General features: G+C 60.1%; 28 protein-coding genes. 10 read left to right on the top strand and 18 right to left on the bottom strand.

Features of this window, described 5'->3' with window-relative positions; genetic code table 11:
- Both A3728_RS01570 and A3728_RS01565 read right to left on the bottom strand, forming a co-directional pair.
- Positions 1-439, bottom strand: a 439-nt coding sequence (locus A3728_RS01570; protein WP_150120603.1) for an IclR family transcriptional regulator, incomplete at its 3' end; no start/stop codon positions are given.
- Between the two features lie 34 nt (positions 440-473).
- On the bottom strand, positions 474-956 hold the full coding sequence (locus A3728_RS01565; RefSeq protein ID WP_067919653.1) for a MaoC family dehydratase: 483 nt from the start codon (positions 954-956) through the stop codon (positions 474-476).
- A gap of 320 nt (positions 957-1,276) precedes the next feature.
- On the opposite strand from A3728_RS01565, the gene A3728_RS01560 reads away from it, so the two are divergent.
- The 8 genes from A3728_RS01560 (at position 1,277) to A3728_RS01525 (ending at position 9,652) form a co-directional block, all read left to right on the top strand.
- Positions 1,277-2,389: an acyl-CoA dehydrogenase family protein gene (locus tag A3728_RS01560; RefSeq protein WP_067919651.1), complete on the top strand. Its 1,113-nt coding sequence runs from the start codon at positions 1,277-1,279 to the stop codon at positions 2,387-2,389.
- 16 nt (positions 2,390-2,405) lie between these two features.
- Positions 2,406-3,632, top strand: a complete 1,227-nt coding sequence (locus A3728_RS01555) for an acyl-CoA dehydrogenase family protein (RefSeq protein ID WP_067919649.1) — start codon at positions 2,406-2,408, stop codon at positions 3,630-3,632.
- A complete protein-coding gene (locus tag A3728_RS01550; protein ID WP_236630396.1) occupies positions 3,610-4,827 on the top strand; it encodes a TAXI family TRAP transporter solute-binding subunit in 1,218 nt (405 codons plus the stop codon). Before A3728_RS01555 ends, A3728_RS01550 begins: the two co-directional genes overlap by 23 nt.
- A 67-nt stretch (positions 4,828-4,894) precedes the next feature.
- Positions 4,895-6,862, top strand: coding sequence for a TRAP transporter permease (locus A3728_RS01545; RefSeq protein WP_067919643.1), 1,968 nt, complete (start codon positions 4,895-4,897; stop codon positions 6,860-6,862).
- 1 nt (position 6,863) lies between these two features.
- Positions 6,864-7,277: a PaaI family thioesterase gene (locus tag A3728_RS01540; protein WP_150120602.1), complete on the top strand. Its 414-nt coding sequence runs from the start codon at positions 6,864-6,866 to the stop codon at positions 7,275-7,277.
- A gap of 59 nt (positions 7,278-7,336) precedes the next feature.
- A complete protein-coding gene (locus A3728_RS01535) occupies positions 7,337-8,113 on the top strand; it encodes an SDR family NAD(P)-dependent oxidoreductase (RefSeq protein ID WP_067919642.1) in 777 nt (258 codons plus the stop codon).
- 1 nt (position 8,114) lies between these two features.
- Positions 8,115-8,510, top strand: coding sequence for a Zn-ribbon domain-containing OB-fold protein (locus tag A3728_RS01530; protein WP_067919641.1), 396 nt, complete (start codon positions 8,115-8,117; stop codon positions 8,508-8,510).
- On the top strand, positions 8,507-9,652 hold the full coding sequence (locus tag A3728_RS01525; RefSeq protein WP_067919640.1) for a thiolase: 1,146 nt from the start codon (positions 8,507-8,509) through the stop codon (positions 9,650-9,652). Before A3728_RS01530 ends, A3728_RS01525 begins: the two co-directional genes overlap by 4 nt.
- Positions 9,653-9,719: 67 nt before the next feature.
- Here the strand turns inward: A3728_RS01525 and A3728_RS23590 are convergent, their stop codons facing one another.
- The 6 genes from A3728_RS23590 to A3728_RS23570 form a co-directional block, all read right to left on the bottom strand.
- Positions 9,720-10,013, bottom strand: a complete 294-nt coding sequence (locus A3728_RS23590; protein WP_236630395.1) for a hypothetical protein — start codon at positions 10,011-10,013, stop codon at positions 9,720-9,722.
- A gap of 21 nt (positions 10,014-10,034) precedes the next feature.
- Positions 10,035-10,256, bottom strand: a complete 222-nt coding sequence (locus A3728_RS23585; RefSeq protein WP_236630394.1) for a hypothetical protein — start codon at positions 10,254-10,256, stop codon at positions 10,035-10,037.
- 6 nt (positions 10,257-10,262) lie between these two features.
- A complete protein-coding gene (locus tag A3728_RS23580; RefSeq protein ID WP_236630393.1) occupies positions 10,263-10,565 on the bottom strand; it encodes a hypothetical protein in 303 nt (100 codons plus the stop codon).
- 3 nt (positions 10,566-10,568) lie between these two features.
- Complete coding sequence (locus A3728_RS23575; protein WP_236630392.1) at positions 10,569-10,853, bottom strand: hypothetical protein; 285 nt, start codon at positions 10,851-10,853, stop codon at positions 10,569-10,571.
- 66 nt (positions 10,854-10,919) lie between these two features.
- Positions 10,920-11,282, bottom strand: a complete 363-nt coding sequence (locus A3728_RS01515; protein WP_236630391.1) for a TRAP transporter large permease subunit — start codon at positions 11,280-11,282, stop codon at positions 10,920-10,922.
- The gene (locus A3728_RS23570; protein WP_067919638.1) at positions 11,212-11,757 is read right to left on the bottom strand and encodes a CoA transferase; all 546 of its coding nucleotides are present in this window, start codon (positions 11,755-11,757) and stop codon (positions 11,212-11,214) included. The genes A3728_RS01515 and A3728_RS23570 overlap by 71 nt, the downstream gene beginning before the upstream one ends.
- 320 nt (positions 11,758-12,077) lie before the next feature.
- Between A3728_RS23570 and A3728_RS01505 the strand changes: the two genes are divergently transcribed.
- A complete protein-coding gene (locus A3728_RS01505) occupies positions 12,078-13,043 on the top strand; it encodes an NAD(P)H-dependent flavin oxidoreductase (protein ID WP_067919635.1) in 966 nt (321 codons plus the stop codon).
- 34 nt (positions 13,044-13,077) lie between these two features.
- On the opposite strand, the gene A3728_RS01500 is transcribed toward A3728_RS01505, so the two are convergent.
- From A3728_RS01500 to A3728_RS01455, 10 genes are all read right to left on the bottom strand, one after another.
- A complete protein-coding gene (locus tag A3728_RS01500) occupies positions 13,078-14,274 on the bottom strand; it encodes a phenylacetate--CoA ligase family protein (RefSeq protein WP_236630390.1) in 1,197 nt (398 codons plus the stop codon).
- 27 nt (positions 14,275-14,301) lie between these two features.
- Positions 14,302-15,111: an enoyl-CoA hydratase/isomerase family protein gene (locus tag A3728_RS01495; protein WP_067919628.1), complete on the bottom strand. Its 810-nt coding sequence runs from the start codon at positions 15,109-15,111 to the stop codon at positions 14,302-14,304.
- A gap of 28 nt (positions 15,112-15,139) precedes the next feature.
- Entirely contained in the window at positions 15,140-16,291 is a 1,152-nt protein-coding gene (locus tag A3728_RS01490; protein ID WP_067919626.1) for an acyl-CoA dehydrogenase family protein, read from the bottom strand.
- Positions 16,288-17,412 (bottom strand): acyl-CoA dehydrogenase family protein, encoded by a 1,125-nt coding sequence (locus A3728_RS01485; protein ID WP_067919624.1) that lies wholly within the window; start codon positions 17,410-17,412, stop codon positions 16,288-16,290. Before A3728_RS01485 ends, A3728_RS01490 begins: the two co-directional genes overlap by 4 nt.
- On the bottom strand, positions 17,399-17,848 hold the full coding sequence (locus A3728_RS01480; RefSeq protein ID WP_027264320.1) for a MaoC family dehydratase: 450 nt from the start codon (positions 17,846-17,848) through the stop codon (positions 17,399-17,401). The genes A3728_RS01485 and A3728_RS01480 overlap by 14 nt, the downstream gene beginning before the upstream one ends.
- Entirely contained in the window at positions 17,845-18,564 is a 720-nt protein-coding gene (locus A3728_RS01475) for a transglutaminase-like domain-containing protein (protein WP_067919622.1), read from the bottom strand. Before A3728_RS01475 ends, A3728_RS01480 begins: the two co-directional genes overlap by 4 nt.
- 63 nt (positions 18,565-18,627) lie before the next feature.
- Entirely contained in the window at positions 18,628-19,764 is a 1,137-nt protein-coding gene (locus tag A3728_RS01470) for a CaiB/BaiF CoA transferase family protein (protein ID WP_067919620.1), read from the bottom strand.
- Positions 19,765-19,774: 10 nt separating this feature from the next.
- On the bottom strand, positions 19,775-20,632 hold the full coding sequence (locus tag A3728_RS01465; RefSeq protein WP_201722125.1) for a MaoC/PaaZ C-terminal domain-containing protein: 858 nt from the start codon (positions 20,630-20,632) through the stop codon (positions 19,775-19,777).
- Positions 20,633-20,655: 23 nt separating this feature from the next.
- Positions 20,656-21,807 carry a thiolase gene (locus tag A3728_RS01460; protein ID WP_067919618.1) on the bottom strand — a complete coding sequence of 384 codons (1,152 nt, stop codon included), beginning with the start codon at positions 21,805-21,807 and terminating at the stop codon, positions 20,656-20,658.
- Between the two features lie 3 nt (positions 21,808-21,810).
- Positions 21,811-22,188, bottom strand: a complete 378-nt coding sequence (locus A3728_RS01455) for a Zn-ribbon domain-containing OB-fold protein (RefSeq protein ID WP_067919616.1) — start codon at positions 22,186-22,188, stop codon at positions 21,811-21,813.
- Positions 22,189-22,292: 104 nt separating this feature from the next.
- Here A3728_RS01455 and A3728_RS01450 point away from each other — a divergent pair, with 104 nt between their 5' ends.
- Complete coding sequence (locus A3728_RS01450; RefSeq protein ID WP_067919615.1) at positions 22,293-23,438, top strand: CaiB/BaiF CoA transferase family protein; 1,146 nt, start codon at positions 22,293-22,295, stop codon at positions 23,436-23,438.
- The last annotated feature ends 6 nt before the right edge of the window (positions 23,439-23,444 follow it).

Genomic DNA, 23,444 nt, shown 5'->3' with positions numbered 1-23,444 from the left:
ATGGCCGGTTGATCCCCTGTTGGGCGACATACCGAACGGGCTGGGGGCTTTCGATGACCGACGAATAAATGACTTTCTCGCCGTCCCGGACTGCAAACAGGATGGTTTCACTGGTCTGGTTAACCACATCATTCATCACCCCGCGCAGGACCGATTCGAACGGGTGGTTGGTCAGAATTGACTGGGCGAACTGAAAAATTCTCGGACCCAGAAAGTAATTGTCTTCCTCGCGCATCAGATACCCCTTCTCGGTGAGGGGCCGAAGCAGCACCAGTAAACTGCTCTTGGGGCAATCAATCGCGATACTGAGTTCCGAAAGAGACATGTGACGTTTGCAGCGCGCCAAAAGATCGAACAACGCAAGGATACGCGTCAAAGACCGGGGCCCTTCCGATGTGCGCCCGGTGGCTTCGGCTCGGTCAGATTGCGCGGTTTTCATAGTCATGTCTCCAGTGCCGCTATCCGGAAAAGGCCTATGGCTTTCCCGGCTCTTTATCCGTCGTGTGGGCTTTGATCATCCGCAACGGCGTATACTCCAATACCTGTTCTCCGGTTTGCTTGAACACCTTGTTTCGCGTCCGCACCAATCCGCGGTTCAGACGGCTCTTCGACCGGCGCGATTCTGTTACCTCGACCTCACAATGGATGGTGTCCCCGGCAAATGTGGGCCCCATGACCTTCAGTTCCATGTCCAGAAAGGCAAAGCCTGTATGTTGCATTGTGGATTGGGTTAAGAGCCCTTCCATGAAGGTATAGACCAGCGCACCGGGCGCGGCGAAACCGGGGATATTGGATTCCTTCTCCCGGAAGTCACGATTGATGAACAAGACCTCAAGCATGCCGGTGACGCTGACAAAATTCGTGATATCGGTTTCGGTCACGGTGCGGCCAATGGTCCGAAACCTGCGCCCCACAGGCAAATCTTCGTAACAAAACCCGAGTCCTACAGTTTCCATTCCGCAAAATTCCCTTGATCAGTTTCAATTTCTGAGAGGGTTCGGCCACATCTGCCCTGCGCCCGGAACACAACCCGGTTTCTTCACGTTAGGCGGTAAGCTCGACAGCAATCAATCGACTGCTTCGTTTTTGCGGCTTTCAGGCCGATTGAGCACATTCTTGTTGAATCGCCTTCTTCGCTCCATTGCCCCCTTTTCCCACCCCACAGCACATATGTGGTTTCACGCGGCTGGTAACGGATAGCGTTTGGGACATACCGAACGCGCGCCTACCCTTTTCGTGAACAGGCGCCAAATGCCATGACCCGAAGAGAACCAGCATGAATTTCGGCTTTTCCGACGAACACGATGCCATACGCGACACGCTGGGACGAATGCTGAGCGATCACGCCACTCTCGCGGTGGCGCATGAGTGTCTAGAGGCTGCGAACGGGTTCGATTCCGCAACCTGGGCCGCCTTGGCGAACGGCGGATGGCTAGGTCTTGCGATTGCTGAAGACTACGGGGGGTCAGCGATGGGGGCGATCGAAATGGCAATTGTCGCCGAAGAGATCGGCCGTAGCCTAGCCGCCGTACCTTTTGGCCCGGTTCTTGGCCTGGCGACCCCCGCGATTCAGGACCTAGGTACACAAAGCCAAAGGGAATGTCTGCTTCCCGGAATCGCCGAAGGCCGCATGATTGTTACCGCCGCGCTTGCCGAGGATGGAGGGTCTGCACCGGAACGGGTCTCGGCAGAAGTGTTGCAGGATCGCCTTTCGGGCCGGAAATCATCAGTTCCGTTCGCATCCGATGCGTCATTCGCGATCGTCGCCGCCTTGGACGAAGGCGGCACCGCACGCCTTTATCTGGCCGATATTTCCGACCCGTCGGTATCGCTCAGCGCGCTGGATGCGATTGATCGCACCCGTTCCACGTCCGAGATCGTCTTTCACGACACGCCGGTTGAACTGCTTCCCGGCTCCGATCCCGCAGCGATCCGGACTCTTCTGGACGGCGCCGCAGTGCTGGCCGCCTTCGAACAGATCGGCCTGGCCGAGCGGGCACTCTTTCTGACCAGAGACTATGCCTGCGAGCGGCAGGCGTTCGGACGCCAGATCGGCAGTTTTCAGGCGGTCAAGCACCGGCTCGCGGACATGTTCGCCAAGATCGAACTGGCACGGTCCAATGCTTTTTTCGGCGCCTGGGCGCTGGCGAGCGGGGATGAACGGCTGTCCGAAGCGGCGGCGGTAGCACGCCTCGCGGCTCTCGATGCAGTGCAATTCACCACTGAGGAATCGGTGCAGCTTCACGGTGGGATCGGGTTCACCTGGGCGGCCGACCCGCATTTGTTTCTGCGGCGAGGATGGCAGTTGAAGGCCGAACTCGGCCTGGCCGATTTGTGGCGCGAGCGGCTGCTTTGCAATCTGGCGGACGGCCAAAGGGCCGCGAACTGACAAGGACAAAGTGCAGATGGATTTCAGCGACAGCCCGGAAGAAGCCGCGTTCCGCGCCAAGGCGCGCGACTGGCTTGATGCCAACGCGACCCGTCGCAATGGGAGCGAAAAGGCCCAGGACCATTTCATGGCCCGCGATGCCGACGAAGTTGCTCGTGCGCGCAACTGGCAGGCACGAAAGGCCGATGCAGGCTGGGCGGGGCTGACATGGCCTCGCGCTTTCGGCGGGCGTGACGCCAATCCGATCGAGCAAGTGATCTGGAATCAGGAGGAAGGGCGCTACGCCGTCCCGCCCAACGTCTTTCTGATCGGTATCGGGCTGGTTGGACCTACGATCATGATCCACGGCACCGAAGACCAGAAAACAAAGTTCCTGGCTCGGGCTCTGACGGGCGAAGAGATCTGGTGCCAGCTTTTTTCCGAACCCGCCGCCGGGTCCGATTTGGCCGGTATCCGCACCCGTGCGCGCCGCGAAGGCGACGAATGGGTGATTTCCGGTCAGAAGGTCTGGACCTCGGGGGCGCATTATTCCACCCACGGCATCCTGCTGGCGCGCACCGATCCACAGGTGCCCAAGCACAAGGGAATGACTATGTTCTTTGTGGATATGTCCGACCCGGCCATCGAAACCCGTCCTATTCGCCAGATTTCCGGCAACTCCAGCTTCAACGAAGTGTTCATCGATGACCTGCGCGTACCAGACAGCGCCCGCCTGGGCGGTGTATCCGAAGGGTGGAAGGTGGCGCTGACCACACTCATGAACGAACGGTTCAGTATTTCCGTCGGCCGGGCCAGTGGCGGTGCGCGGGCCGAGGAATTGATTGATCTGGCTACCCGTGTCGAACGGAACGGTCGCCCGGCCATCGAGGACGGCGAGGTGCGTGCGCGCATTGCCGATTTCATCGCGCGTCAACGCGGACTGGAATTCACCTCTTACAGGGTCATGACGTCGCTCTCGCGCGGCCAGGCACCGGGAGAAGAGGGCTCGATCGGCAAGTTGTTGTTGGGCAAGCTGCGGCAGGAAATGGGCGCTTTTGGGATGGATCTGGCGGGAACTTCGGCGGGCATATCGGCCAAGGCCGGGGATGACATGGCGCGCTGGCGCAACGAATACCTGACCGCGCCCGGCAACCGGATTGCCGGGGGATCGGACGAAATCCAGCGCACCATCATCGGAGAACGCATTCTCGGGCTGCCGCCCGAAGTACGCGTCGACAAGGATGTCGCATTTTCGGAGCTTTGATCCGAAAATGCGAATTCCCGGAGTAAGAACCAACAAGGAGGAGAAAATCATGAACTTCAAGTCAACTGGTATCGCTGCTGCCTTTCTGGCGATTGCCGCGTCGGCCAATGCCCAGGAAATCGAATTGCCTGACGTGATCGCGTGGTCGGCCTATGACACGGGATCGGCCGGACATGCCCATTCCATCGCCATCGGCAACATGATGCGAAGCAGATACGGATCGACGGTCCGCGTGCTTCCAGGACGGAATGATGTCTCGCGGATGACCCCGCTCAAAAACGGGACGGTCGATTACTGCCTGTGCGGCATCGCCTCATATTTCGCGGCCGAAGGGGTTTTCCTTTTTGCTGCGCCTGAATGGGGGCCGCAGCCAATCCGGGCAGTTCTTCAGGCCGTCGGCGATTACGGACTGGGTGTCGCTGTCGCCGCCGATGCAGGCATCGAAACCGTCGCGGATCTCAAGGGGAAACGGGTCGCTCGTGCCGTCAGTTCTCCCGCGATTGACAACAACATGGAGGGTCTTCTGGCCTTTGGCGACCTGACATGGGACGACGTAGAAACCGTGGAGTTTTCGGGCTATGTGAACTCTCTCAAGGGTATTCTCGAAAATCGCGTGGATGCGGCGTTTGCCCTGACGACGACGACCGTGAACTATCAGATCGAATCGAGCCCGCGCGGTCTCAAATGGCTTGAAACACCCGCGGACCAAGACGAAGCGTGGCAGCGTTATACCAGCGTGACGCCCTTCGTGACACCGCACATGGTGTCGGTGGGACCCGCCATCGACCCTGACTCGCCTCTGCCCATGGCGCAGTATCCCTATCCGATTCTCGTCACTGAAACCGATCAGGATACCAGCGAGGTGCGCAACATCGTCGCCGCGCTTGACGCCGGGTTCGACGATTACAAGGACTCCGCCCCCGGTGCCAATGCATATGCGATCGACCGCCAGATCCTGTCTTGGGTGATGCCGTGGAGCGATGGCAGCGTTGCGTATTTCAAGGAAAAGGGCTTCTGGACCCCGGAGGCCCAGGCCAACCAGGACAAGTTGGTGGAACGGCAAGAGGTGCTCCTCCAGGCCTGGAACGCATTTGTCGACGGCGCTCCCGAGGGTGAAGAAGAATTTGCCGCTGCATGGATGGAAGCCCGTGCCGCCGCACTGGAAGAGGCCGGCCACGAAGTCTTCTTTCGCTGATGCGACACAGCGCGGCGTCCAGGGGCGCCGCGCTGGATGAAACGCAGCACAGAACGGGAATACGGGCATGGCACCAAAATCGCAGGACACGCCGGCGCAACCGACCGGAATGGGCACGCTGCCCGCCTTCGTTCGCTGGTTGCTCGTCGTCTCGGCAGTGCTGTTGACAGCGGCCTCGGTCAATCACCTCTTCAATCTGGGCTTCTTCATGAACGTGCGGTTGCTCGAAATTCACTACCTCTATGTGATGCTTCTGCTGACGCTGCCGCTGGTGTTTCTTGTCTTTCCCTGTTCAAAGTCAGATCCCTACGGATCGACGCGGTGGTGGGATTACTTTCTGGCCCTGCTGGCTCTGATCACCTGCGCCTTCTTTGCCTACTACGGGCGCAGCGTGGTAAACAAAGGGTGGGATTTCGCCGCTCCTCTTAATGCCGTGATTGCCAGCTTCACCTTCTGGTTCCTGCTGCTTGTCGCGGCGCGGCGGACGGGCGGCTGGATGCTCTTCGCGGTAATTCTAGTGTTTTCCATCTACCCCATGGTCGCCAGCTATGCGCCCGGCCCGATCCAGGGCTTCCAGCGCTCACCCGTCGAGACGGCGATTTTCCACGCGATGAGCGGCGAAAGTGTGCTGGGCATACCGATGCGCAGCTTTGTCAATCTTGTCGTGGGGTTCATGATCTTCGGGGTCGCGATGCAACATACCGGCGCAGGACCGTTTTTTATCGACAGCGCCTTTGCCGCGCTCGGGCATGTCCGGGGCGGGCCGGCCAAGGTGGGCGTTCTGACCAGCGGACTGACCGGTTCGATGAGCGGGAGCGTGATCACCAATGTGCTGACGACCGGATCAATTACCATTCCAGCGATGAAGAAGGTGGGGTTCAGGCCCACTTATGCAGCAGGGATCGAAGCGGCGGCCTCGACTGGGGCCGTTCTGATGCCCCCTATCATGGGTGCCACGGCCTTTGTCATGGCAACTTTCCTGGCGACCGACTACACCAACATCGTTGTGGCGGCGGTGCTGCCCTCGCTGTTCTACTTCTTCGGCCTGTTCGCACAAATCGACGCGTACTCGGCACGCAACGGGCTGAAAGGCGTTCCGCGCGCCGACCTTCCCAGGATCGGCAAAGTGCTGCGCGAAGGCTGGTACTTTCTCGCCGTCTTCGGGCTACTGATCTGGATGTTGCTCTACCTCAAGCGCGAGGCGATCGCTCCATTTTATGCGACTGCGCTGCTTCTTGTCCTGAACCAGCTGCTCTCAAAATCACGCTGGGGGCGAAAAGAGCTGATGAACTTTCTGATAGCCACGGGACGCTTGTTCGTCGAACTGGTTGCCATTCTTGCGGCGGTTGGGCTGATCGTCGGCGGGCTGGCGGTGACCGGGATGTCCGGGACAATCTCGAACGATCTGCTTTTCATCGCGGGCGGCAACATCTTTCTGCTTCTGCTGCTCGGGGCATTGACCAGTTTCATTCTTGGAATGGGCATGACCGTGACCGCCGCCTATGTGATTCTCGCGGTATCGCTGGCACCCGCCCTGGTCGCCGGCGGACTCGATCCGATCGGCGTCCATTTATTTATCCTTTACTGGAGCATGCTGAGCTATATCACCCCCCCCGTCGCGCTGGCGGCTTTCGCCGCGGCGGCCATCGCCCAGGCCAAACCCTTTGCGTCTGCCTTCGAAGCGATGAAGCTTGGAAGCATCGTCTATATAATTCCCTTCTTCTTCGTCCTTGATCCGGCGTTCATCCTGCAAGCCAGTCCACTCGAAAGCATGCTTACGGTTCTGCGCGCCTGTCTCGGCATTCTGCTGATCTGCGCCGCTATTCAGGGGTATCTGTTTGGCATCGGGCGGATCGAACCCGGTCTGCTAGGAACAATCGCCCGCGTCCTTCTTGGTATTGCCGGTCTGGCCTTCGCCTTTCCCTCGAACGCGGGTCTGGCGGTTCCGATCCTCGGCGCGGTGGGCACAGGTGCCGCTATGGCGGCAGTGGCGGTCGCTTTGGTGATGGTCTCGTCCAGGCAGGAGACAGCGTAATATGAGCGCACAAGACGGCAGACCGGACATCCCCGCCCCGTTCAACGCATTGCTCGGCGTGCGCTTCGTCTCGTGGTCCGGTGGCAAAGCCGAGTTGCGGTTGCCCATCGGACGCGATCACCTGAACGGCGCTTTTTCGGTGCATGGCGGTGTCTACGCGACCATGCTGGACAACGCGGTCACCTTTTGCGCGTCCTACGCAGGGGATGGCCGCCCCGGTCATCGCTGCCTTACGCTTTCGCTTACCACCAGTTTCGTCGGCCCGGCGGCCGAAGGAGACACGCTGACGGCCCGCGCGCGCATTGTCGGGGGCGGACGCAAACTGGTTTTTGTACAGGGCGAGATCTTCAATCAGGACGGGCACCATCTGGCCCATGGCGATGCCGTGATCAAGCGGCTCGCACCACCGTCGTGATCACCTGAGTGAACCGACAGTGGACGAGCCAAACAAACGAAGGACAAAAGGAGACAGAAATGATCAACCCGATGGCATTGGACAATCAAGTGGTTATCGTCACAGGCGCCGGACAGGGTATCGGTCGCGGTGTGGCGGCGCTGGCGGCAGAACTGGGTGCCAGGGTCGTAGTGAACGATCTGAACGAAGACGGCGTCAAGGAAGCCGCCGAACAGATCGGTGGCAATGCCCGCGCCATCGTGGGGAATGTGGCCGACCCGGACTTTCCCGGGAAGCTCGTCAAGTTTGCCCTCGACGAATTCGGCGACATCAACGGGCTTGTGAACAACGCCGGGATCGTGCGCGCCGCAATGATCCACAAGATGGACCGGGCCACCTGGCAACAGGTCATCGACGTGAACCTCACCGGTGTCTTCGCCTGCCTGCAGGCCGTTGGGACCTATTACAAGGATCAGGTGGAAAAAGACCCCGAAAGCGCCGCGCGCCGTGCCATCGTCAATATCTCATCCGATGCCGGGCGTCGCGGCACCATCGGTCAGATCAATTATGGCGCGGCAAAATCCGGGGTTCTGGGTCTGACAATGAGCGCCGCGCGTGAATGGGGCCGTTATCGCATCAACGTCAATTCGGTCTGTTTCGGAATGGTCGAGACACCGATGACCGAGACCATCCGTTCCGAAAAATTCGCCGACAGGTATATGGCGCAGATTCCGATGGGACGGATGAGCACCCCTGAAGAAGTCGCGCAGCCCGTCTGTTTCCTGTTGTCCAACGCGGCATCCTATATCACCGGCCAGCACCTGAGCGTGAACGGTGGCTTCCACATCGGGTTCTGAGATGGCCGGCATTGGACAAGGCCCAGGGCCAGACGCTGTCTTCGCAGCGAAGCTCGCCGAGGGCGTCTTCGAGATTCAGAAATGTGGCAGTTGCGGCACCCATGTATTCCATCCGCGCGTGATCTGTCCGGCATGCGGCAGCGCGGATCTGAAATGGGTCGCGCTAACCGGGAGGGGCACCGTCTATGCACGAACGGTCGTGCGCCGAAAACCGGAACGAGGCGGCGATTACAACGTGGTTCTGGTGGACCTGGAGGAAGGGGTACGAATGATGTCGCGCATCGACGGTATCGCGCATGACCAGATTGTCGCCGGGTTGAAAGTAACGGCGTCGATCGGCGAAGGCGCCGAAGGTGACCCCGCCGTGATTTTCCGGCCAGAAGGAGAAGCAAATTGAGTTTACGGGGAAAAGCCGCCATCGTCGGCGCAGCGCTGGCAGGCTGCGGCGAGGCCCATGGCAAAAGCTCGATGGAGATCACAATCGAGGGGGTGCACGGCGCGCTTGCCGATGCGGGGATCGCACTTGGCGAGGTCGATGCCGTTGCCACCTGCCAGCCGCTGGATATGCTGTCGGGTCTTACACTGGCGCAGGAATTGGGCTTGAACCCTAGGTTTACGATGAACAATCGCATGGGCGGCTCGTCGTTCCTGTCGCACACGCTCTGGGCCGCGATGCTGCTCGAATTGCGGCTCGCTGATACCGTGCTGATCTGCTACGGATCGAACCAGCGCACCGCCTCGGGCAAGCTGATGACTGCGCTTGGCCTGCCGACCTACGAGGCCCCCTACCGACCGTTGTTCCCGCTGTCGTCCTATGCGCTGGCCGCAGACCGTCACATGACGCAATTCGGCACAACACGCGAACAGCTGGCCGACGTGGCGGTGGCGGCCCGCGCCTGGGCACAAAAGAACCCCGACGCTTTCATGCGCGATCCTCTGACGCGCGAGGATGTGATCGCCTCGCGGCCGGTTTCGGACCCTCTGCGGGTGCGCGACTGCTGCCTTGTGACCGATGGCGGTGGCGCGATAGTTATGCGGCGGGCCGAGACGGCCAAGGATCACCCCAAGCCCCCGGTGTATCTGCTGGGCGGCGGCGAGGGTACGACGCACCGCGACATCTCCGAAATGGAGGACCTGACCGTGACCGGCGCGGCGCAATCAGGGCGAACAGCCATGGGCATGGCGGGTGTCAAACCCGCGGACATCGACGTGGTCCAGCTCTATGACGCGTTCACCATCAATGTGATCCTCTTTCTTGAAGATCTGGGCTTCTGCAATAAAGGCGAAGGCGGTCCGTTTGTGGCGAACGGCGGCATCGCGCCTGGCGGCCACCTGCCAGTCAATACCAATGGTGGCGGTCTGTCTTGCGTGCATCCCGGTATGTACGGCATCTTCACGCTGATTGAGGCGGTGCGGCAGCTGCGCGGTGACGCTGGCGATCGTCAAATCGACGGCGCCGAACTGGCCCTGGCCCATGGCAATGGCGGTGTTCTGTCCAGCCAGGTGACGAATATCCTGGGCACCGAAGCCACCCTTTGATCAGACAACAGAATGAACGAGGCGGTCCCTTTTGCGAGGGGCAGGATTGCATTCGGACTAAGACTGCTCAGTTCTGGTAGGTTGTCAGGTCGATCCTGGAGTAGATCACCTGACGCAAGAGATCGGCATAGGGCTGCTGATTGTCCCGGATGGGTTGCAGCGGCTTGACCAGAGCATGCCATTTCTCGATTAGTTCGCGGTATTGCACGATCATTGCGTCTGGGTTTTCGATGCGGCGTTCCTCGCGTGAAATGCGCGAGATTTCGTCAAGATCTGCAGAGCGGAAATCAATGAGATCCTGAAGAAACTCAGGCGGCGGCTGGTGTACCTGCAGGCCAAGCCCGCCCGCCTCTTTCAGCACGTCGAGATCGTCGGTTTCGTACTACACCTCGGTCTGTGCAACGGCCTCGGGCACGTTCTTAATGATTTGCGCGCATTGTTCCGGCGAAAGAGAGGACCAGAATTTCGGGCCGGCAGCAAAGATCGAACCGGAATGATAGGTACCCAGCGGCAGTTCCATCATATGCTTGGCAACTTCGATCAGGCTGTGTCCTTTCAACGCCCCGATCGGCTGCACCGCGGCGGTGACGACACTATGACTCATCGCATCCTACATCTCGCTCGAGGGTACGTTCACCGGTTCAGCCCCAAGGCGCACCGCCCAGCGGTCCCAGACCGACCCGCCAATGCGCAGCTTTACGCCTTGCATGTCTGCAATGTCGATGATCGGCTTGGTGGTCAGCAATACGTAGGGTGCCGTGCTGATCCCGCTGAGAGCCACCATGCCCTTCTTCGCGAACTCGTCCTTGCATGGCTGACAGTGCAGCATGGCGAATTCGCTGGTCGCGCCGACCATGGCATAGTGTTCCTCGCCCAGAAGAGCGAGATCGGCGACGAGCTGCGCATAGGGCATTTCCTACCGGAAATAGGTCAACGCCAGCAGACCGACATCGGCGACACCGTCGCGCAACCCGGACAGTGTTGGCTTGGGGCCAAGCAAGGCACCGCCAGTAAACAGCTTGAAGTCGCAGGCATCCGGAAATTCAGATTTGGTCATTTCGGCAAAAGCGGCATGGCCACGCGATGTCGCGTGATTGGGTGAGGTCCAGTTGGATATCGTCACCCGCTTCTCGGCCAGGGCCGGTGTCGCCGCTAGAACGGCCATCGCCGCCAGCGCGGCAAACGCATTGGTCAGTTTCATGTGGTCTCCTCTTCTTTTTCAAAAATCCGCTTTCGCACGGGGTTCGTCACGGCCGGAATGGCCAAATCAGTCGCCGAGCGCCGGCAGGAATATGATCAGTTCGGGAAAGGCGACCATGATGATCAACACCGCCACATTCGCGGCCAGGAACCACAGAACACCTTTGAAAATCACTGAAATCGGGGCCGGAACTCTGACGATGCTCTTGACTACGAAGACATTCAGCCCCACCGGTGGGGTTATCAGGGCCATCTCGACAAGCTTGGTTGTGAGTACACCAAGCCAGATCAGGCTGATATGGTTCGCCTCGTAGATGGGCAGAAGGATAAGGAGCGTCAGCAGCAGGATCCCCAACGGGTCAAGGATCATTCCCAACCGGCAAAAGATGAGTTCCGTGCCGATCACCAGCGTCAGATAGCTGGCGCCCATGTCGATCACCAGGCTCGACATCGCTCCGGGCATGTCCTGTTTCAGTGGGGTCAGGATGCGGAAGGTCATGGATCATACTGCGGGCGCGCATGTCTTCGTCCGACACCACTTCAGCGAGCGTGCGCACCGGGGCGTCCGGCACATTTGCGCCGCTCAGGGCCGCGAAAATCTTGGCGCGGGCACAGAGTGTTTCCCACCCCCGTCCCAGTTTCTCCTTCGTACCGGGACGGAAACTCTCGATTAGAACATCGGCCGTATCTGCCAGCGCCAGCAGAGCGGTGCGCCCGTCCTTGGACCCCAGATCGAGCGTCACGCTCTGTTTGCTGGAATTGGGCATCATCGCTGCGGGGTTCTCGCGCCCGCCCGCGATGCCGCGGATACTGTCACCTCCGGTGCAAAACGCGCCCCCGGCACCCGTGATCAACAGCTCGCGCACGCGGTCATCGTCGCGCACCGGCGTGGCGATGCGTTCCATCTCTTTGCGTGCGTCTTGATCAAGGGCATTCTACTTCTCGGGAAAATCGAAGGTCATCCGACCAACGCGCTCCGAGCGGCTGTACGGCAATGGCACCACTTCTTCCTCCCAGGAATTCGCTAGCATGGAACACGATAGGAGTGGCATTGATCGACGGTCTATAGTCCGGGTCCGAAAATCAGACATGTGCAAAATTCACCCGTTCTGTATATTTCCTTGCGGTCTGCTGGCACGTTTGTTTCGATTTCCCTTCCCGTGCGCGCCCGTCGAGGCTACGGGTCCTGGCATCCTCTGTTGAAACAGCAAAAAAGAAATAGACAATGTACTCCGACACCCCTCTCGGCCGCTTGCGACTGCCCATGATCTGCTCGCCCATGTTCCTGGTGTCCGGACCGGATCTTGTCATCGCCCAGTGCAAAGCCGGTGTCATCGGCAGCTTTCCGGCGCTGAACGCACGCGAGTCCGAAGGAGAACCGCCGCTGCTCGAAGCCTGGCTCAAGCGCATCACCGAAGGGCTTGACGCGCACAATCAGGCCAATCCCGATCGGCCCGCCGCGCCATTCGCGGTCAACCAGATCGTCCATCGATCGAATGATCGGATTGAGCGGGACGTCGAAATATGTGCGCGCTGGAAAGTGCCTGTCTGGATCACATCAATGGGCGCACGGGAAGACGTCAACCAAGCGGCAGATGAGTGCGGCGGTACTGTACTGCACGATGTAATCAACAACAAATACGCCAAGAAAGCGATCGACAAGGGTGCCGACGGACTGATCGCGGTCTGCGCCGGCGCTGGCGGCCACGCCGGGGCCTTGTCACCCTTTGCACTGGTTCAGGAAATCCGGGAATGGTTCGATGGTCCGCTTGCCCTGTCCGGGTCCATCGCGACCGGGCGCTCAATTCTGGCAGCGCAGGCCATGGGCGCGGATTTTGGGTATATCGGATCCCCCTTCATTGCCATGACCGAGGCGGTCGCGTCGGAGGAGTACAAGCAAATGATCGTCCAGGGCGGAGCCGATGATATTGTCTATACCGACTATTTCAGCGGCGTGAATGCCAACTATCTGAAACCGTCGGTGCGGGCGGTCGGTCTCGATCCTGACAACCTGGCCGGGATCGGCAACAAACTCAATCTGGCCACCGGCGACATTCGCCCCAAGGCCTGGCGTGACATCTGGGGCAGCGGTCAGGGGATCGGAGCGGTGAAAGAGGTGATGACCACGGCGGACTACGTCGACCGTCTCGACCGGGAATACCAGGCCGCCAAAGATGCGCTCTGTTCCTGACGAAGCGGTTGTCGCCGAAGATCGAGACGCGATCTCAGACGTCCTTTTGATTGACGATCAGTTCTGCATTTTCGGGTAGTTCCGCAACGATGCTCACCTCGTCGGCGCGAATTCGTGTATGCAGTTTGAAGGTATCGGCGGCGGCGGCTTCCGCAGCAGAAGTATCGGCACCGTCTTCCAGCACAAGCGAGAGGCGGATCATGTCGCGATCGTTCTCGCGCGTTACCACGGCCTGCGCGGCCTTTGCGCCCGGCGTGCCGATGACAACTTCTTCAACCACACGCGGATAAACGAAAATCTCGCGCACTTTGACCGCTGCCCCGACCCGGCCCTGCAATGCTGAAATCCGGCTGACAGTGCCATCCGCGTTGCTTTCCAGCGCAAAGGCGCTGTCGCCGGTGCCGAACCGGATCATCGGCCAAGTGGCATCGCGCGCGGTCACAACAACCTCGCCCGGTTCCCCGTGAGCGACCTGTTCGCCACTGACCGGATCGCAGATCTGCACCACGCGGTCGGGATGAACCATGTAGCCTTCGCCACCATCCTCATAGGCGACAAGGCCCAGATCCGCGGTGGCATAGGCAGCCCAGGTCGACACGCCATAATCTTCCTCGATGCGGCGGCGCTTGGCCATCCAGTCGCCCATCTCTCCGCCGAGGAAGGCTGTTTTCATCTTCCAGGCGTCGCGCCCATAGGTTTCGATCACCTTGTCCGCCAGCGTCAGGAAAAACGCGGTCGAGGCGCAGATCGAAGTCACGCCGGTTTCGAAGATGATCTGTGCCTGAAGCTCGGTATTACCGACGCCGCCGGGGATTACCGTGGCGCCTGCGGCCTGTGCGGCTTCGTCGAACAAAAGCCCCGCGGGCACCAGATGATACATCCAGGTGTTCAGGATGATATCCCCCGGCCCCACGCCTGCCGCCTTGAACAGCAGGTCCAGACCGTGACCGCCCGCGCCCGAAAGGGCCGGTTCGAAAATCGGGCCAGGGGACACGTAGATCCGCCCGACATCCTTCAGATCAGACGCCAGAAACCCGCCAAAGGGCGGGTTCTCGCGCTGGATCTTCAGAAGCTCTTCCTTCTTCATCACTGGAAGACGCGAGAGGTCCGCCACCGATGTGACGGCTGCCGGATCGAATCCGGCAGCCGCAAATCGCGATTTCAGGCCAGGAGCTTTTTCGGCCGCAGCGGCATAGGCTTGCGCTATATCTCGGTAGATATCTTCAGACATTTCCATGCCTCCTCGTCCAATCAGGCGTTAGAGCGGGCAGTCCTTGCGGAAGTTTGGCGCGCGCTTCTCGCGGTGCGACAACACACCTTCCTTGACGTCCTCGCTCATGAAACCAAGCATCTCCAGCGCAGTCGACGCATCAAAGATCGGCCCGGCCTGGCGCAGCCAGTTGTTCAGCGAATACTTGGTCCAGCGGATCGCGCTTTGCGAGCCGTTGGCCAGTTCGACAGCCGTGTCCAAAGCGATCTGCTGAAGCTCGTCATCCTCGACGCACATTGACACCAGACCGATGCGCTCGGCCTCTTCGCCCGACACCGGCTTGCAGGTCATCAGATAGTATTTCGCCTTGGCCATCGAGGTCAGCAGCGGCCAGATGATCGCCGCGACATCGCCAGCGGCAACGCCCAGACGCGGATGACCATCGACAATCTTTGCCCGTTTTCCGGCGATTGAGATGTCGGCCAGGATGGCAACCACAAGGCCCGCGCCTGCCGCAGGGCCATTGATCGCGGAAATGATCGGCTTGTTGCAGTTGATGATGTTGTAGACGAGATCCTTGGCCTCTTTCCACGTCTTCATGATCTCGTGCGAGTCGCCGATCATCTTCTCAATCAGGCTGAAATCACCACCGGCGGAAAACGCCTTGCCCGCACCGGTCACGATGACCGAGTTGATGTCCGGGTCGCGGTCGATATCGACCCACATGTCCGTCATCTGGGTGTGGGTTTCGGCATCGACCGAGTTGAAGCTCTCGGGCCGGTCGAACGTGATGCGCAACACGCGATCCGCCGGGTAGTCAAATTTCAGTTTGTCGTACTTCGCATAACGCTCCGACATGGTTCTATTTCCTCCGTGGGGTAGTGATTCAGCCAGGCAGTCCCAGGACGGCCTTGGACAAGATGTTTCTTTGGATTTCGTTCGATCCACCGTAGATCGTGGTAGGTCTGGCCTTGTAGAAACTCGCCAGAACATCGACACTTACGTTGCCGACCTGAAGCGGCCCGATGGAGCCGCCATCGGGGCCGGCCGCTTCGATCATCAGCTCGGTAATGCGCTGAAAGCACTCGGTCACCCAGATCTTGAGCATCGAGACATCTGCGCCCAGCGTTTCGCCCCGCTTGAGCTGGTCGGCGAAACGAGTGTAAAGCGCGGCGTGGTCTTCGACATCGAGCGCGGCCTGGGCAAAACGATCGCGGAACACCGGATCGTCAAACGCGCCACGGCCACGGGCAAAGCTCTCAAGCTGTCCCAGAGCGTTCTGGGCCAGACTTGGAGAGCCGATGAAAATGCGCTCGAAGCTCAGGAGCGCCTTCGCCATCGTCCAGCCCTTGTTCAGCTCGCCGACAAGGTTCTCGCGGGGCGTCCGGGCATCGTCAAAGAAGACCTCGCAAAACTCGGTCTCGCCCGACAGGGTCGTGATCGTGCGCACATCGACTCCGGGCTGATCCATCGGAGCGAGCAGGAAACTGATGCCCTGTTGTTTCTTGGGCGCATCCGGATCGGTGCGCACAAGCATGAAAATATGCGTAGCGTCATGCGCCATCGTGGTCCAGATCTTCTGTCCGTTGATGACAAAGTCGTCCCCGTCAATCTCTGCGCGTGTTCGCAGGTTCGCCAGATCGGACCCGGCGCCGGGTTCCGAGTATCCCTGGCACCAGATGTCTTCGCAACTCAGGATACGCGGCAGCCAGTAATCTTTCTGTTCCCGGGTGCCGAATTTGATGATCAGGGGCCCGACCATCTGCACGCCCATGTCGCGGCCGCGATTGACGCCCCAGCGCTGCTGCTCTTCATAAAAGATCAGCAGCTTGGCAGCGTTCAGGCCCATACCGCCGAATTCAGCGGGCCAGGCTGGTGCGACCCAGCCCTTGGCGTGAAGCTTGCGGTGCCAATGTTCGATCTCGGCGAACTTCGGGCGATGCGGCAGATGACGTAGCTCCTCGGGATATTCCGCTTCGAAGAACTGGCGCACTTCTTTGCGGAATTCCGCATCGCTCATTGCATTCCAGTCGGTCATTGTGCTGCCCCCTCTGCTTCGCGTGCCTCGAACCAAATCCGCCTGTGATAGGTATCGTCGCCCAACCAGGCCGACAGCACCAACGCCCGGTTCAGGTAGAGCCCGATATCGAACTCATCCGTGTATCCGACTGCGCCATGCAACTGGATCGCGTCGCGGGTGATTTTCTTGGCGGCCGTGACCGCGCGCGCCTTGGCCCGGCTGGCAATAGGGGTCCGAACCTTCGGATCGGTTTCGCTGTCCATCTGCACAAGCGCCGCCCGCACTCCGGCCTGCGCGACCTCGCACATCACGTTAAGGTCGACGGCGCGGTGCTGGATGACCTGGAATGATCCGATCGGCTTGTCGAACTGCTCGCGCGTCTTGATGTAGTCGAGCGTGATCTCGAAGGCGCGACCGCTCAGGCCGACAAGCTCGGCTGCGGCAAGCGCCGTGGTATCGACGACAGCCTCCTCAAGCGCGGCTTGAACCGCATCGCCGCGGGCAAGTTCCGCAGCTGGCGTTCCCGAAAAAGAAAGCTCGCCCGAGGAGCTGCCGTCGGCCTGCGTCCGCTTGTCAATAACAAGGCCGTCCGCGTCCGCCTCGGCCAAGACCAGAACCGGCCCCTCATCTTGTTCGGCCACGACGAGGAACCCTTGCGATCCGGTCGCACCGACGACCCAGGCCTTGCCACCGGTCAGCTTACCGTCCGCGTATCGGCAGGTCGCATCGGCGGGCGCCCCGCCCGGACCGCGTTCCTGCCAGGCAACCGCCAGAGAAATTTCGCCGCCGATGAGCTGTGCCATCTTCGGATGATCCGGACAAAGGCGGCGCAGAAGGCCGAGGCTCAGACCGATCGTCAAAACGACTGGTTCCGGGGCAATCACGCGACCGACCTCTTCGGCGATGATGCCGCCGACGGCGAGGCCCATGCCAAGCCCGCCCTGATCTTCGGGCACCGCCACGCCGAAAACACCGGCCTCGGCCAGTTCCCGGACCATCTCCGGATCGAAACCGCCCCCGGCATCACGGAGTTGTCGGGCCCTGTCACTTCCGCCCGCCCGTTCAAACAACGTGCGCACGCTCTCGCGCAAAAGGCGAAGGTCGTCTTGTTCGCTGGAAAGGATATCAGTTTGTGTCATTTTGTTTTCGCTGGATCATCACGGGGGTGTCGGTCGAAAAAACGACCTCGCCCTCGGGGTTTTTGGCGCTGAGCGTATAGTGCAAAACACCTCTGTCGGGCTTGCTTTTTGACGGTGTGACCGAGTTGACCGTCAGTTCGACATCAAGGGGTTCGTTCGGGTGCACAGGCCGCAGCCAGCGCAAATTGTCAAAGCCCATGCCGCCGATATTGGCAACATCGACCATCATCTCGGTCATGACCGGCTTGAACACCTCAAGCATGGTCTGAAAGCCCGAGGCGATCAGGCTGCCATGTATGGCGGTTGCATAGTCTTCATCGGTGTGCAGTCGCTGCGGATCCCACTCCTTGGCAAAGGCCTTTATCGAATCCGCGCTCATCGGAGCGCTGCGAAAGCGATAGACTTGGCCCGGCGAGAAGTCTTCCAGATACCTCAAGAGGCACCCTCCTTTGCGAAACCGTCATCGTATCCGCTCGCATCCTTGGATATCCGGATGCGGTTGAATTCTTCCAGCTTCGGATAGGTTTCCTTGAACGCCACCAGGAACTCACCCATCGGCGCGTCGAAATAGAGACCACGGTCGTTCACATATTCCATGTGTCGGTGATTCTGTTCGTCGAACTCATGAAAGAGCGCGTCATTATAGCCGTCGAAGACTAGGGGTTTGACCCCGAATCTTTCACACAGTTCCATGTTGAATGCAGGTGTCACCTTGTAGGCCTCATTCCCCAACCACAGCTGAACATAGCCGTGGTAGATAAAGAGATCGGTCTCCATCAATTCCTGCAACTTGGGTGTATTCAGGTGGTTGCGCACATCCGCGAACCCCAGAGCGGCGGGGATACCCACAGCACGCAGACAAGCCGCCAGCAGAATTGCCTTGGGAACGCAAAACGCCGCTTCCGCCCCAGCGATACGGCTGGCACGGTAAGAGTCCTCATCCAGCGCGAAACAATAGGGATCATAGCGAATATCGTCGCGCACCGATTCGAACAGCCGAATCGCCTTGTCTCGATGGGTTGCGTCCGCGGGAAGACCCCGCAAAGCCGATGTCACGAAATCCTGCACTTCCAGGCTATCGCTTTCCACAAAGCGCGATGGCATGACATATCGCTCGGCTTCAGCCGGCAGGTCATCGTGGGACTTGTCCATTGGCTTCTCCATTTTTCTAACACTTGTTAGATTACCGATTCAAATCCTGCCCGTCAACGGGATTTACTCTGTCTTCGGTTGGTCCACGCCATAACGCGCATTGTCTTCGCCCAGAGTGGCTGCAACTCCAAACGAATTTCCCGAAGAACGGAACTCCGACGCAATTGGCAGCGGCAAAGCGGGCGCGTTCCGGTCGGAGATTTTTACGGCCCGTCCGAACACGTCACGCGCTTTGAAATGCGGGTCGCGCGCCGCCTCGGCGGGCGTTTTCACGACCGAACAGCAGCAATCGGCCGCAGCCAGCAGAGGCTCCCAATGGGTCGAGGGGTGTTCCCTCAGAAGACGTGCAACCTCCGCGGCACAGGCATTTGGATCGGACCAGTCATCGCGAAGGGCCACCGGCAAACCAATGACATCGCAGAACGACTGCCAGAACTTTTCTTCCAACGCGCCGACGGCGATCTGACGTCCGTCCGCAGCCGTATAAAGCCGATAACGGGCCAGGCCACCCGTCAGGCGGCTGCCGCCGCTTTTAATACTCTGTCCGGCGATCACACCTTCGGCATGGGCCCAATAGGCAAAGGCGAACGCCCCCTCGGCCATTGCGATATCCAGATGCGTCCCTTGCCCGCTTGCCTGCCGCGCTATCAGGGCCAGCAGGATATTCATCACCGCCGGATATGTTCCGCCCCCGATATCGGCGACCAGCCCGAACGGTGTCGTTGGCTGGTCATCCGGTCCGCGACTGAGCGACAGGATACCCGCATCACCGACGTAGTTGAGGTCGTGGCCGGCGGAGCTGGCCTTTGGTCCGGTCTGGCCATAGCCGGTGATCGAACAATAGATGAGACCGGGATTGATCTCGCGCACAGCTTCATAACCAAGCCCGAGCCGGTCCATCACGCCGGGACGGAACTGCTCTACCAGAACATCGGCCTTCTCGATCAAGGGGCGCAGAAGTTCCACTGCGCCCCCTGACTTGAGGTCGATGGCAACCGATCGCTTGCCGTGGTTCAACACAGCAAATCCGATGCTCTCTCCGTCGATCATGGGCTCGGTTTGGCGCGCGTCCTCGCCGACTCCGGGACGCTCGAACTTGATCACTTCGGCGCCGGCCTCGGACAGCATGAGCGTCGCCATCGGACCGGGAAGAAGTGTGCTGAAATCCAGCACCAGAATATCCTTGAGCGGTTGAGGCATCTTCACTGCCTCAGACGAAGCGCGCCGCGCCGTTGTTCAGAACAACCACGTCGCGTGCCGGAATAGATGCTCGAAACCGGGCCTCACCGTCCTCTTCCCATATTTCGAACCGCACGGTTTCGCCGGGATAGACCGGAGCCGAGAACCGAACATCCAGACCGACAAGCCGGGCAGAATCATAGTCAAGCAACGTCTTTAGAATCGCCCGGGCCGCCAGCCCATAGGTCGCCAGACCATGCAGGATCGGGCGGTCGAACCCGACAGAACGGGCCACATCCGGGTCAGCATGAAGCGGATTGAAATCACCGCTGAGACGATAAATAAGGGCTTGGCGCGGCAGGGTATCGATATCACATACATGATCAGGCGCCCGATCAGGCAGCACTGCGGGTGCCGGACCCGCCTGGTTTTCACCGCCAAACCCCCCATCACCGCGACAGAAAGCCGACATCGCCACGCGCGCCAGTTTTTCACCGCTGTCCGCGTCGACAATGTCGCGGCTTTGGTAAATGACGGCTCCCTTGCCCTCGCCCTTGTCGGCGATGAAGTCGATCTTGCTGCGGCCGACAATCCGGCCATGTGTCGGCAGCGGTTTGTAGATGTCGAGCCACTGTTCTCCGTGCAGCACTTTTTGCCAGTTTACGCCGGTCTTGGGGTCGCGCAGCCAGAAGCCGGGATAGCCCAAAATGACCGCCATCGAGGGAACTGCCTTCAGCCCGTCTTCATAGACATAGGCCAACTCCTTCTTGTCGGTCGGATCCTCGCCGAACCCAAGGCCGAGTGCATACAGGATGGTATCCCGCTCAGTCAGCGTCTGTTCGATTTCCTCAAAGTCCCAGTTCGACAGTGCATCAAAATCCAATGGCATTTGCTTTCCTCCCTTTATTGCCGTCAGAGCGTGTTTTGCGACCCAAGTATCGCCGTGACCTGGCTGGACAGCACACCACCGTTGCCATGTGCCAGCGCCAGGTCGATATCCTTCAACTGAATGCCCGGCGCGTCACCACGGATCTGACGCGCTGCCTCGATTACTGTGAAGATTCCGTACATCCCGGGGTGCACGCAGGACAGGCCGCCGCCATTCGTGTTCACCGGCAAGACGCCGCCAGGCGCGATGCGCCCGCCTTCGACAAAGGCCCCTCCCTCGCCCTTGGCGCAGAACCCCAGATCTTCAAGAAACAGGATGGTATTGATGGTGAAGGCATCATAAAGCTCGACCGCCTGGATGTCCGCAGGGGTCACGCCGGCCGCCGCAAAAGCGCGCGTGCCCGAGGCGCAGGCCGCGGTCACCGTGAAATCCTTCATTTGCGAAATCTGCCGGTGCGAGCTTTCCGCAGCACTGCCCAGCACATAGACAGGCTCCTTCGGGAAATCCCGAGCGCGGTTCGCGCGCACCAGCACAATCGCGCCGCCGCCGTCGGTGACAAGACAACAATCGCGCACGGTCAACGGATCGCCCACCATGCGCGCACCCAGAACGTCCGCGCGGGTCAGCGGGCCGCGCTCGAACGCTTCGGGGTTGTGTTGTGCCCATGCCCGCGCAGCAACGGCCACGTCGGCCAGCTGTTCGCGGGTGGTGCCGTATTCATGCATGTGCCGGGCTGCGGCCATCGCATAGGCCGAGATCGGATAGCGCGGATTATACGGCGCCTCGTAGGCCGGCGGGCGCGAGGCTGTCACCAGTCTGCCCGACGCGGTGCGCTGGTTGGAGCCATAGACGATAAGAGCGACATCACACAGACCGGCATCAAGGGCCATGGTCGCGGACGTCAGGTAGTTTACAAAGGACGAACCGCCTGACATCGTACCATCAATGAACCGGGGCTGAATGCCCAGGTATTCAGCCGCCATAAGCGCCGGCATGCTGTCTTCCATCATGGTGCAGAACAGCCCGTCCACGTCGGACAGTTTCAGCCCGGCATCGCCAAGCGCTGCAAGTGCGGATTGCGCCATGACATCATAGGCCGTCAGGCCATGGGCCTCTCCAAAACCGGCATGACCGGTTCCCACGATGGCGGATTTCCCCCGAAGTTCAGTGGTCATGGCTTATCCCTCCGACGGCTTGAAAAGCACGGCCGGAACACCCTCGGCCTCGCCCACGAAGGCGGTTACGGGCATGTCGATGGCGACCTCACCCGGAGCAATGCCCTCGACCCGGCTCATCATCCGGACACCCTCATCCAGCTCGACGACGCATACGTTGTAGTCGCCGCCCCGTTCGGGCTTTCGGCGCACAACTGTTGTGGTGTGGACCCGTCCCTTGCCGCCAGCCTGCTTCCACGAAATCGCGGCGCCATGACAATGTGGACACAGGACTCTCGGGAAAAAGTGAAATGCCCCGCAGTCGTCGCACTTGGGCAACAGGATCTCTCCCTCTGCCAGCGCGCGTTGGAAAAGCTGGTCTGGTCCGTTGGCATCCTGCATAGGTGTTCTCCTCCAAGCGACCCAGTCTTTGTCTAACCGTATTGATTATGTTTCTAACAATTGTTAGATTTAGTCAACCTTTCAGGATCTAATGAGAGAAACTCATGTCAGGTTCAGACCTAGCCCCCCTTTCCGGCAAACTCGTCGTTGCGCTGGAACAGGCAGTCGCCGCGCCTTTCTGCTCCTCGCGGCTGGCCGATGCCGGTGCGCGCGTGATCAAGATCGAACGCAAGGGTACGGGCGATTTCGCCCGCGCCTACGATACCGCCGCAAAGGGCGAAAGCGCCTATTTCACATGGCTGAACCGCGGAAAAGAATCGGTCGCCCTGGACATTAAAGCGGACGAGGACCGGGACATCCTGCTCCGGATGCTGGAAAACGCGGATGTGTTTATTCAGAACCTGCTGCCCGGCGCGCTGGCCAAGCTCGGGCTAGATTCCGCCAGTCTGCGAGAACGGTTCCCGCGCCTGGTGACCTGCGACATCACCGGATATGGCGAAGACGGCCCGATGCGCAACGCCAAGGCCTATGACCTTCTGGTGCAATGCGAAAGCGGCCTGGCATCGGTGACCGGCACGCCGGATGGACCGGGGCGGGTCGGCGTGTCGGTCTGCGATATCGCCACCGGCATGACAGCCCATGCCGGGATCTGCGAAGCGCTGATCGGGCGTGATCGAACCGGCAAGGGCAGCGGCATCTCGGTCGCCATGTTCGACGTCATGGCGGACTGGATGGCGGTTCCGCTCCTTTTTCACGACTATGCCAATCAGCCCACGCCCAGAACCGGGCTTGGCCACTCTGTCATATGCCCCTACGGCGCATTCCACTGCCAGGGCGGTGAACAGGTCGTCATCTCGGTTCAGAACAGCCGCGAATGGAACCGGTTCTGCGTTCAGGTTCTCGGCGACCCGGCCCTGGCCGATGATCCGCGATTCCATGACAACGCAGCCAGGATCGCGCACAAATCGGAACTCGAAGAGCTTATCAAGACCGTGTTCGGCGCGCACGAACGTGCCGAATTGTTGAAGCTGCTTGATGGCGCGGGCATTGCATCGGCGGCGGTGAACGACGTTGCCTCGCTGTCGGATCACCCGCAACTTGATCGGGCGACCATCGGAACGCCCTCGGGACCTGTCAGCATCGCAATGCCCCCGATACGACGTGGCAGCACCGAAGCCGCGATTGGACCTTCCCCCGCATTGGATGCCGATGGAGCGGCCATTCGCGCGGAATTCGGTTCTCGTTCCTAGAACAGG

It is taken from the genome of Sulfitobacter sp. HI0040 (assembly GCF_001634885.1).
GTDB lineage: Bacteria > Pseudomonadota > Alphaproteobacteria > Rhodobacterales > Rhodobacteraceae > Sulfitobacter.
This window is presented reverse-complemented; position numbering and strand designations above follow the sequence as displayed.

Coding starts and splice junctions, on each gene's coding strand:
- A3728_RS01565 (WP_067919653.1), bottom strand. CDS start 956: ATGGAAACTGTAGGACTCGGGTTTTGTTACGAAGATTTGCCTGTGGGG.
- A3728_RS01560 (WP_067919651.1), top strand. CDS start 1,277: ATGAATTTCGGCTTTTCCGACGAACACGATGCCATACGCGACACGCTG.
- A3728_RS01555 (WP_067919649.1), top strand. CDS start 2,406: ATGGATTTCAGCGACAGCCCGGAAGAAGCCGCGTTCCGCGCCAAGGCG.
- A3728_RS01550 (WP_236630396.1), top strand. CDS start 3,610: ATGTCGCATTTTCGGAGCTTTGATCCGAAAATGCGAATTCCCGGAGTA.
- A3728_RS01545 (WP_067919643.1), top strand. CDS start 4,895: ATGGCACCAAAATCGCAGGACACGCCGGCGCAACCGACCGGAATGGGC.
- A3728_RS01540 (WP_150120602.1), top strand. CDS start 6,864: ATGAGCGCACAAGACGGCAGACCGGACATCCCCGCCCCGTTCAACGCA.
- A3728_RS01535 (WP_067919642.1), top strand. CDS start 7,337: ATGATCAACCCGATGGCATTGGACAATCAAGTGGTTATCGTCACAGGC.
- A3728_RS01530 (WP_067919641.1), top strand. CDS start 8,115: ATGGCCGGCATTGGACAAGGCCCAGGGCCAGACGCTGTCTTCGCAGCG.
- A3728_RS23585 (WP_236630394.1), bottom strand. CDS start 10,256: ATGAGTCATAGTGTCGTCACCGCCGCGGTGCAGCCGATCGGGGCGTTG.
- A3728_RS23580 (WP_236630393.1), bottom strand. CDS start 10,565: ATGCCCTATGCGCAGCTCGTCGCCGATCTCGCTCTTCTGGGCGAGGAA.
- A3728_RS23575 (WP_236630392.1), bottom strand. CDS start 10,853: ATGAAACTGACCAATGCGTTTGCCGCGCTGGCGGCGATGGCCGTTCTA.
- A3728_RS01515 (WP_236630391.1), bottom strand. CDS start 11,282: ATGGGCGCCAGCTATCTGACGCTGGTGATCGGCACGGAACTCATCTTT.
- A3728_RS23570 (WP_067919638.1), bottom strand. CDS start 11,757: ATGGAACGCATCGCCACGCCGGTGCGCGACGATGACCGCGTGCGCGAG.
- A3728_RS01505 (WP_067919635.1), top strand. CDS start 12,078: ATGTACTCCGACACCCCTCTCGGCCGCTTGCGACTGCCCATGATCTGC.
- A3728_RS01500 (WP_236630390.1), bottom strand. CDS start 14,274: ATGTCTGAAGATATCTACCGAGATATAGCGCAAGCCTATGCCGCTGCG.
- A3728_RS01495 (WP_067919628.1), bottom strand. CDS start 15,111: ATGTCGGAGCGTTATGCGAAGTACGACAAACTGAAATTTGACTACCCG.
- A3728_RS01490 (WP_067919626.1), bottom strand. CDS start 16,291: ATGACCGACTGGAATGCAATGAGCGATGCGGAATTCCGCAAAGAAGTG.
- A3728_RS01485 (WP_067919624.1), bottom strand. CDS start 17,412: ATGACACAAACTGATATCCTTTCCAGCGAACAAGACGACCTTCGCCTT.
- A3728_RS01475 (WP_067919622.1), bottom strand. CDS start 18,564: ATGGACAAGTCCCACGATGACCTGCCGGCTGAAGCCGAGCGATATGTC.
- A3728_RS01470 (WP_067919620.1), bottom strand. CDS start 19,764: ATGCCTCAACCGCTCAAGGATATTCTGGTGCTGGATTTCAGCACACTT.
- A3728_RS01465 (WP_201722125.1), bottom strand. CDS start 20,632: ATGCCATTGGATTTTGATGCACTGTCGAACTGGGACTTTGAGGAAATC.
- A3728_RS01460 (WP_067919618.1), bottom strand. CDS start 21,807: ATGACCACTGAACTTCGGGGGAAATCCGCCATCGTGGGAACCGGTCAT.
- A3728_RS01455 (WP_067919616.1), bottom strand. CDS start 22,188: ATGCAGGATGCCAACGGACCAGACCAGCTTTTCCAACGCGCGCTGGCA.
- A3728_RS01450 (WP_067919615.1), top strand. CDS start 22,293: ATGTCAGGTTCAGACCTAGCCCCCCTTTCCGGCAAACTCGTCGTTGCG.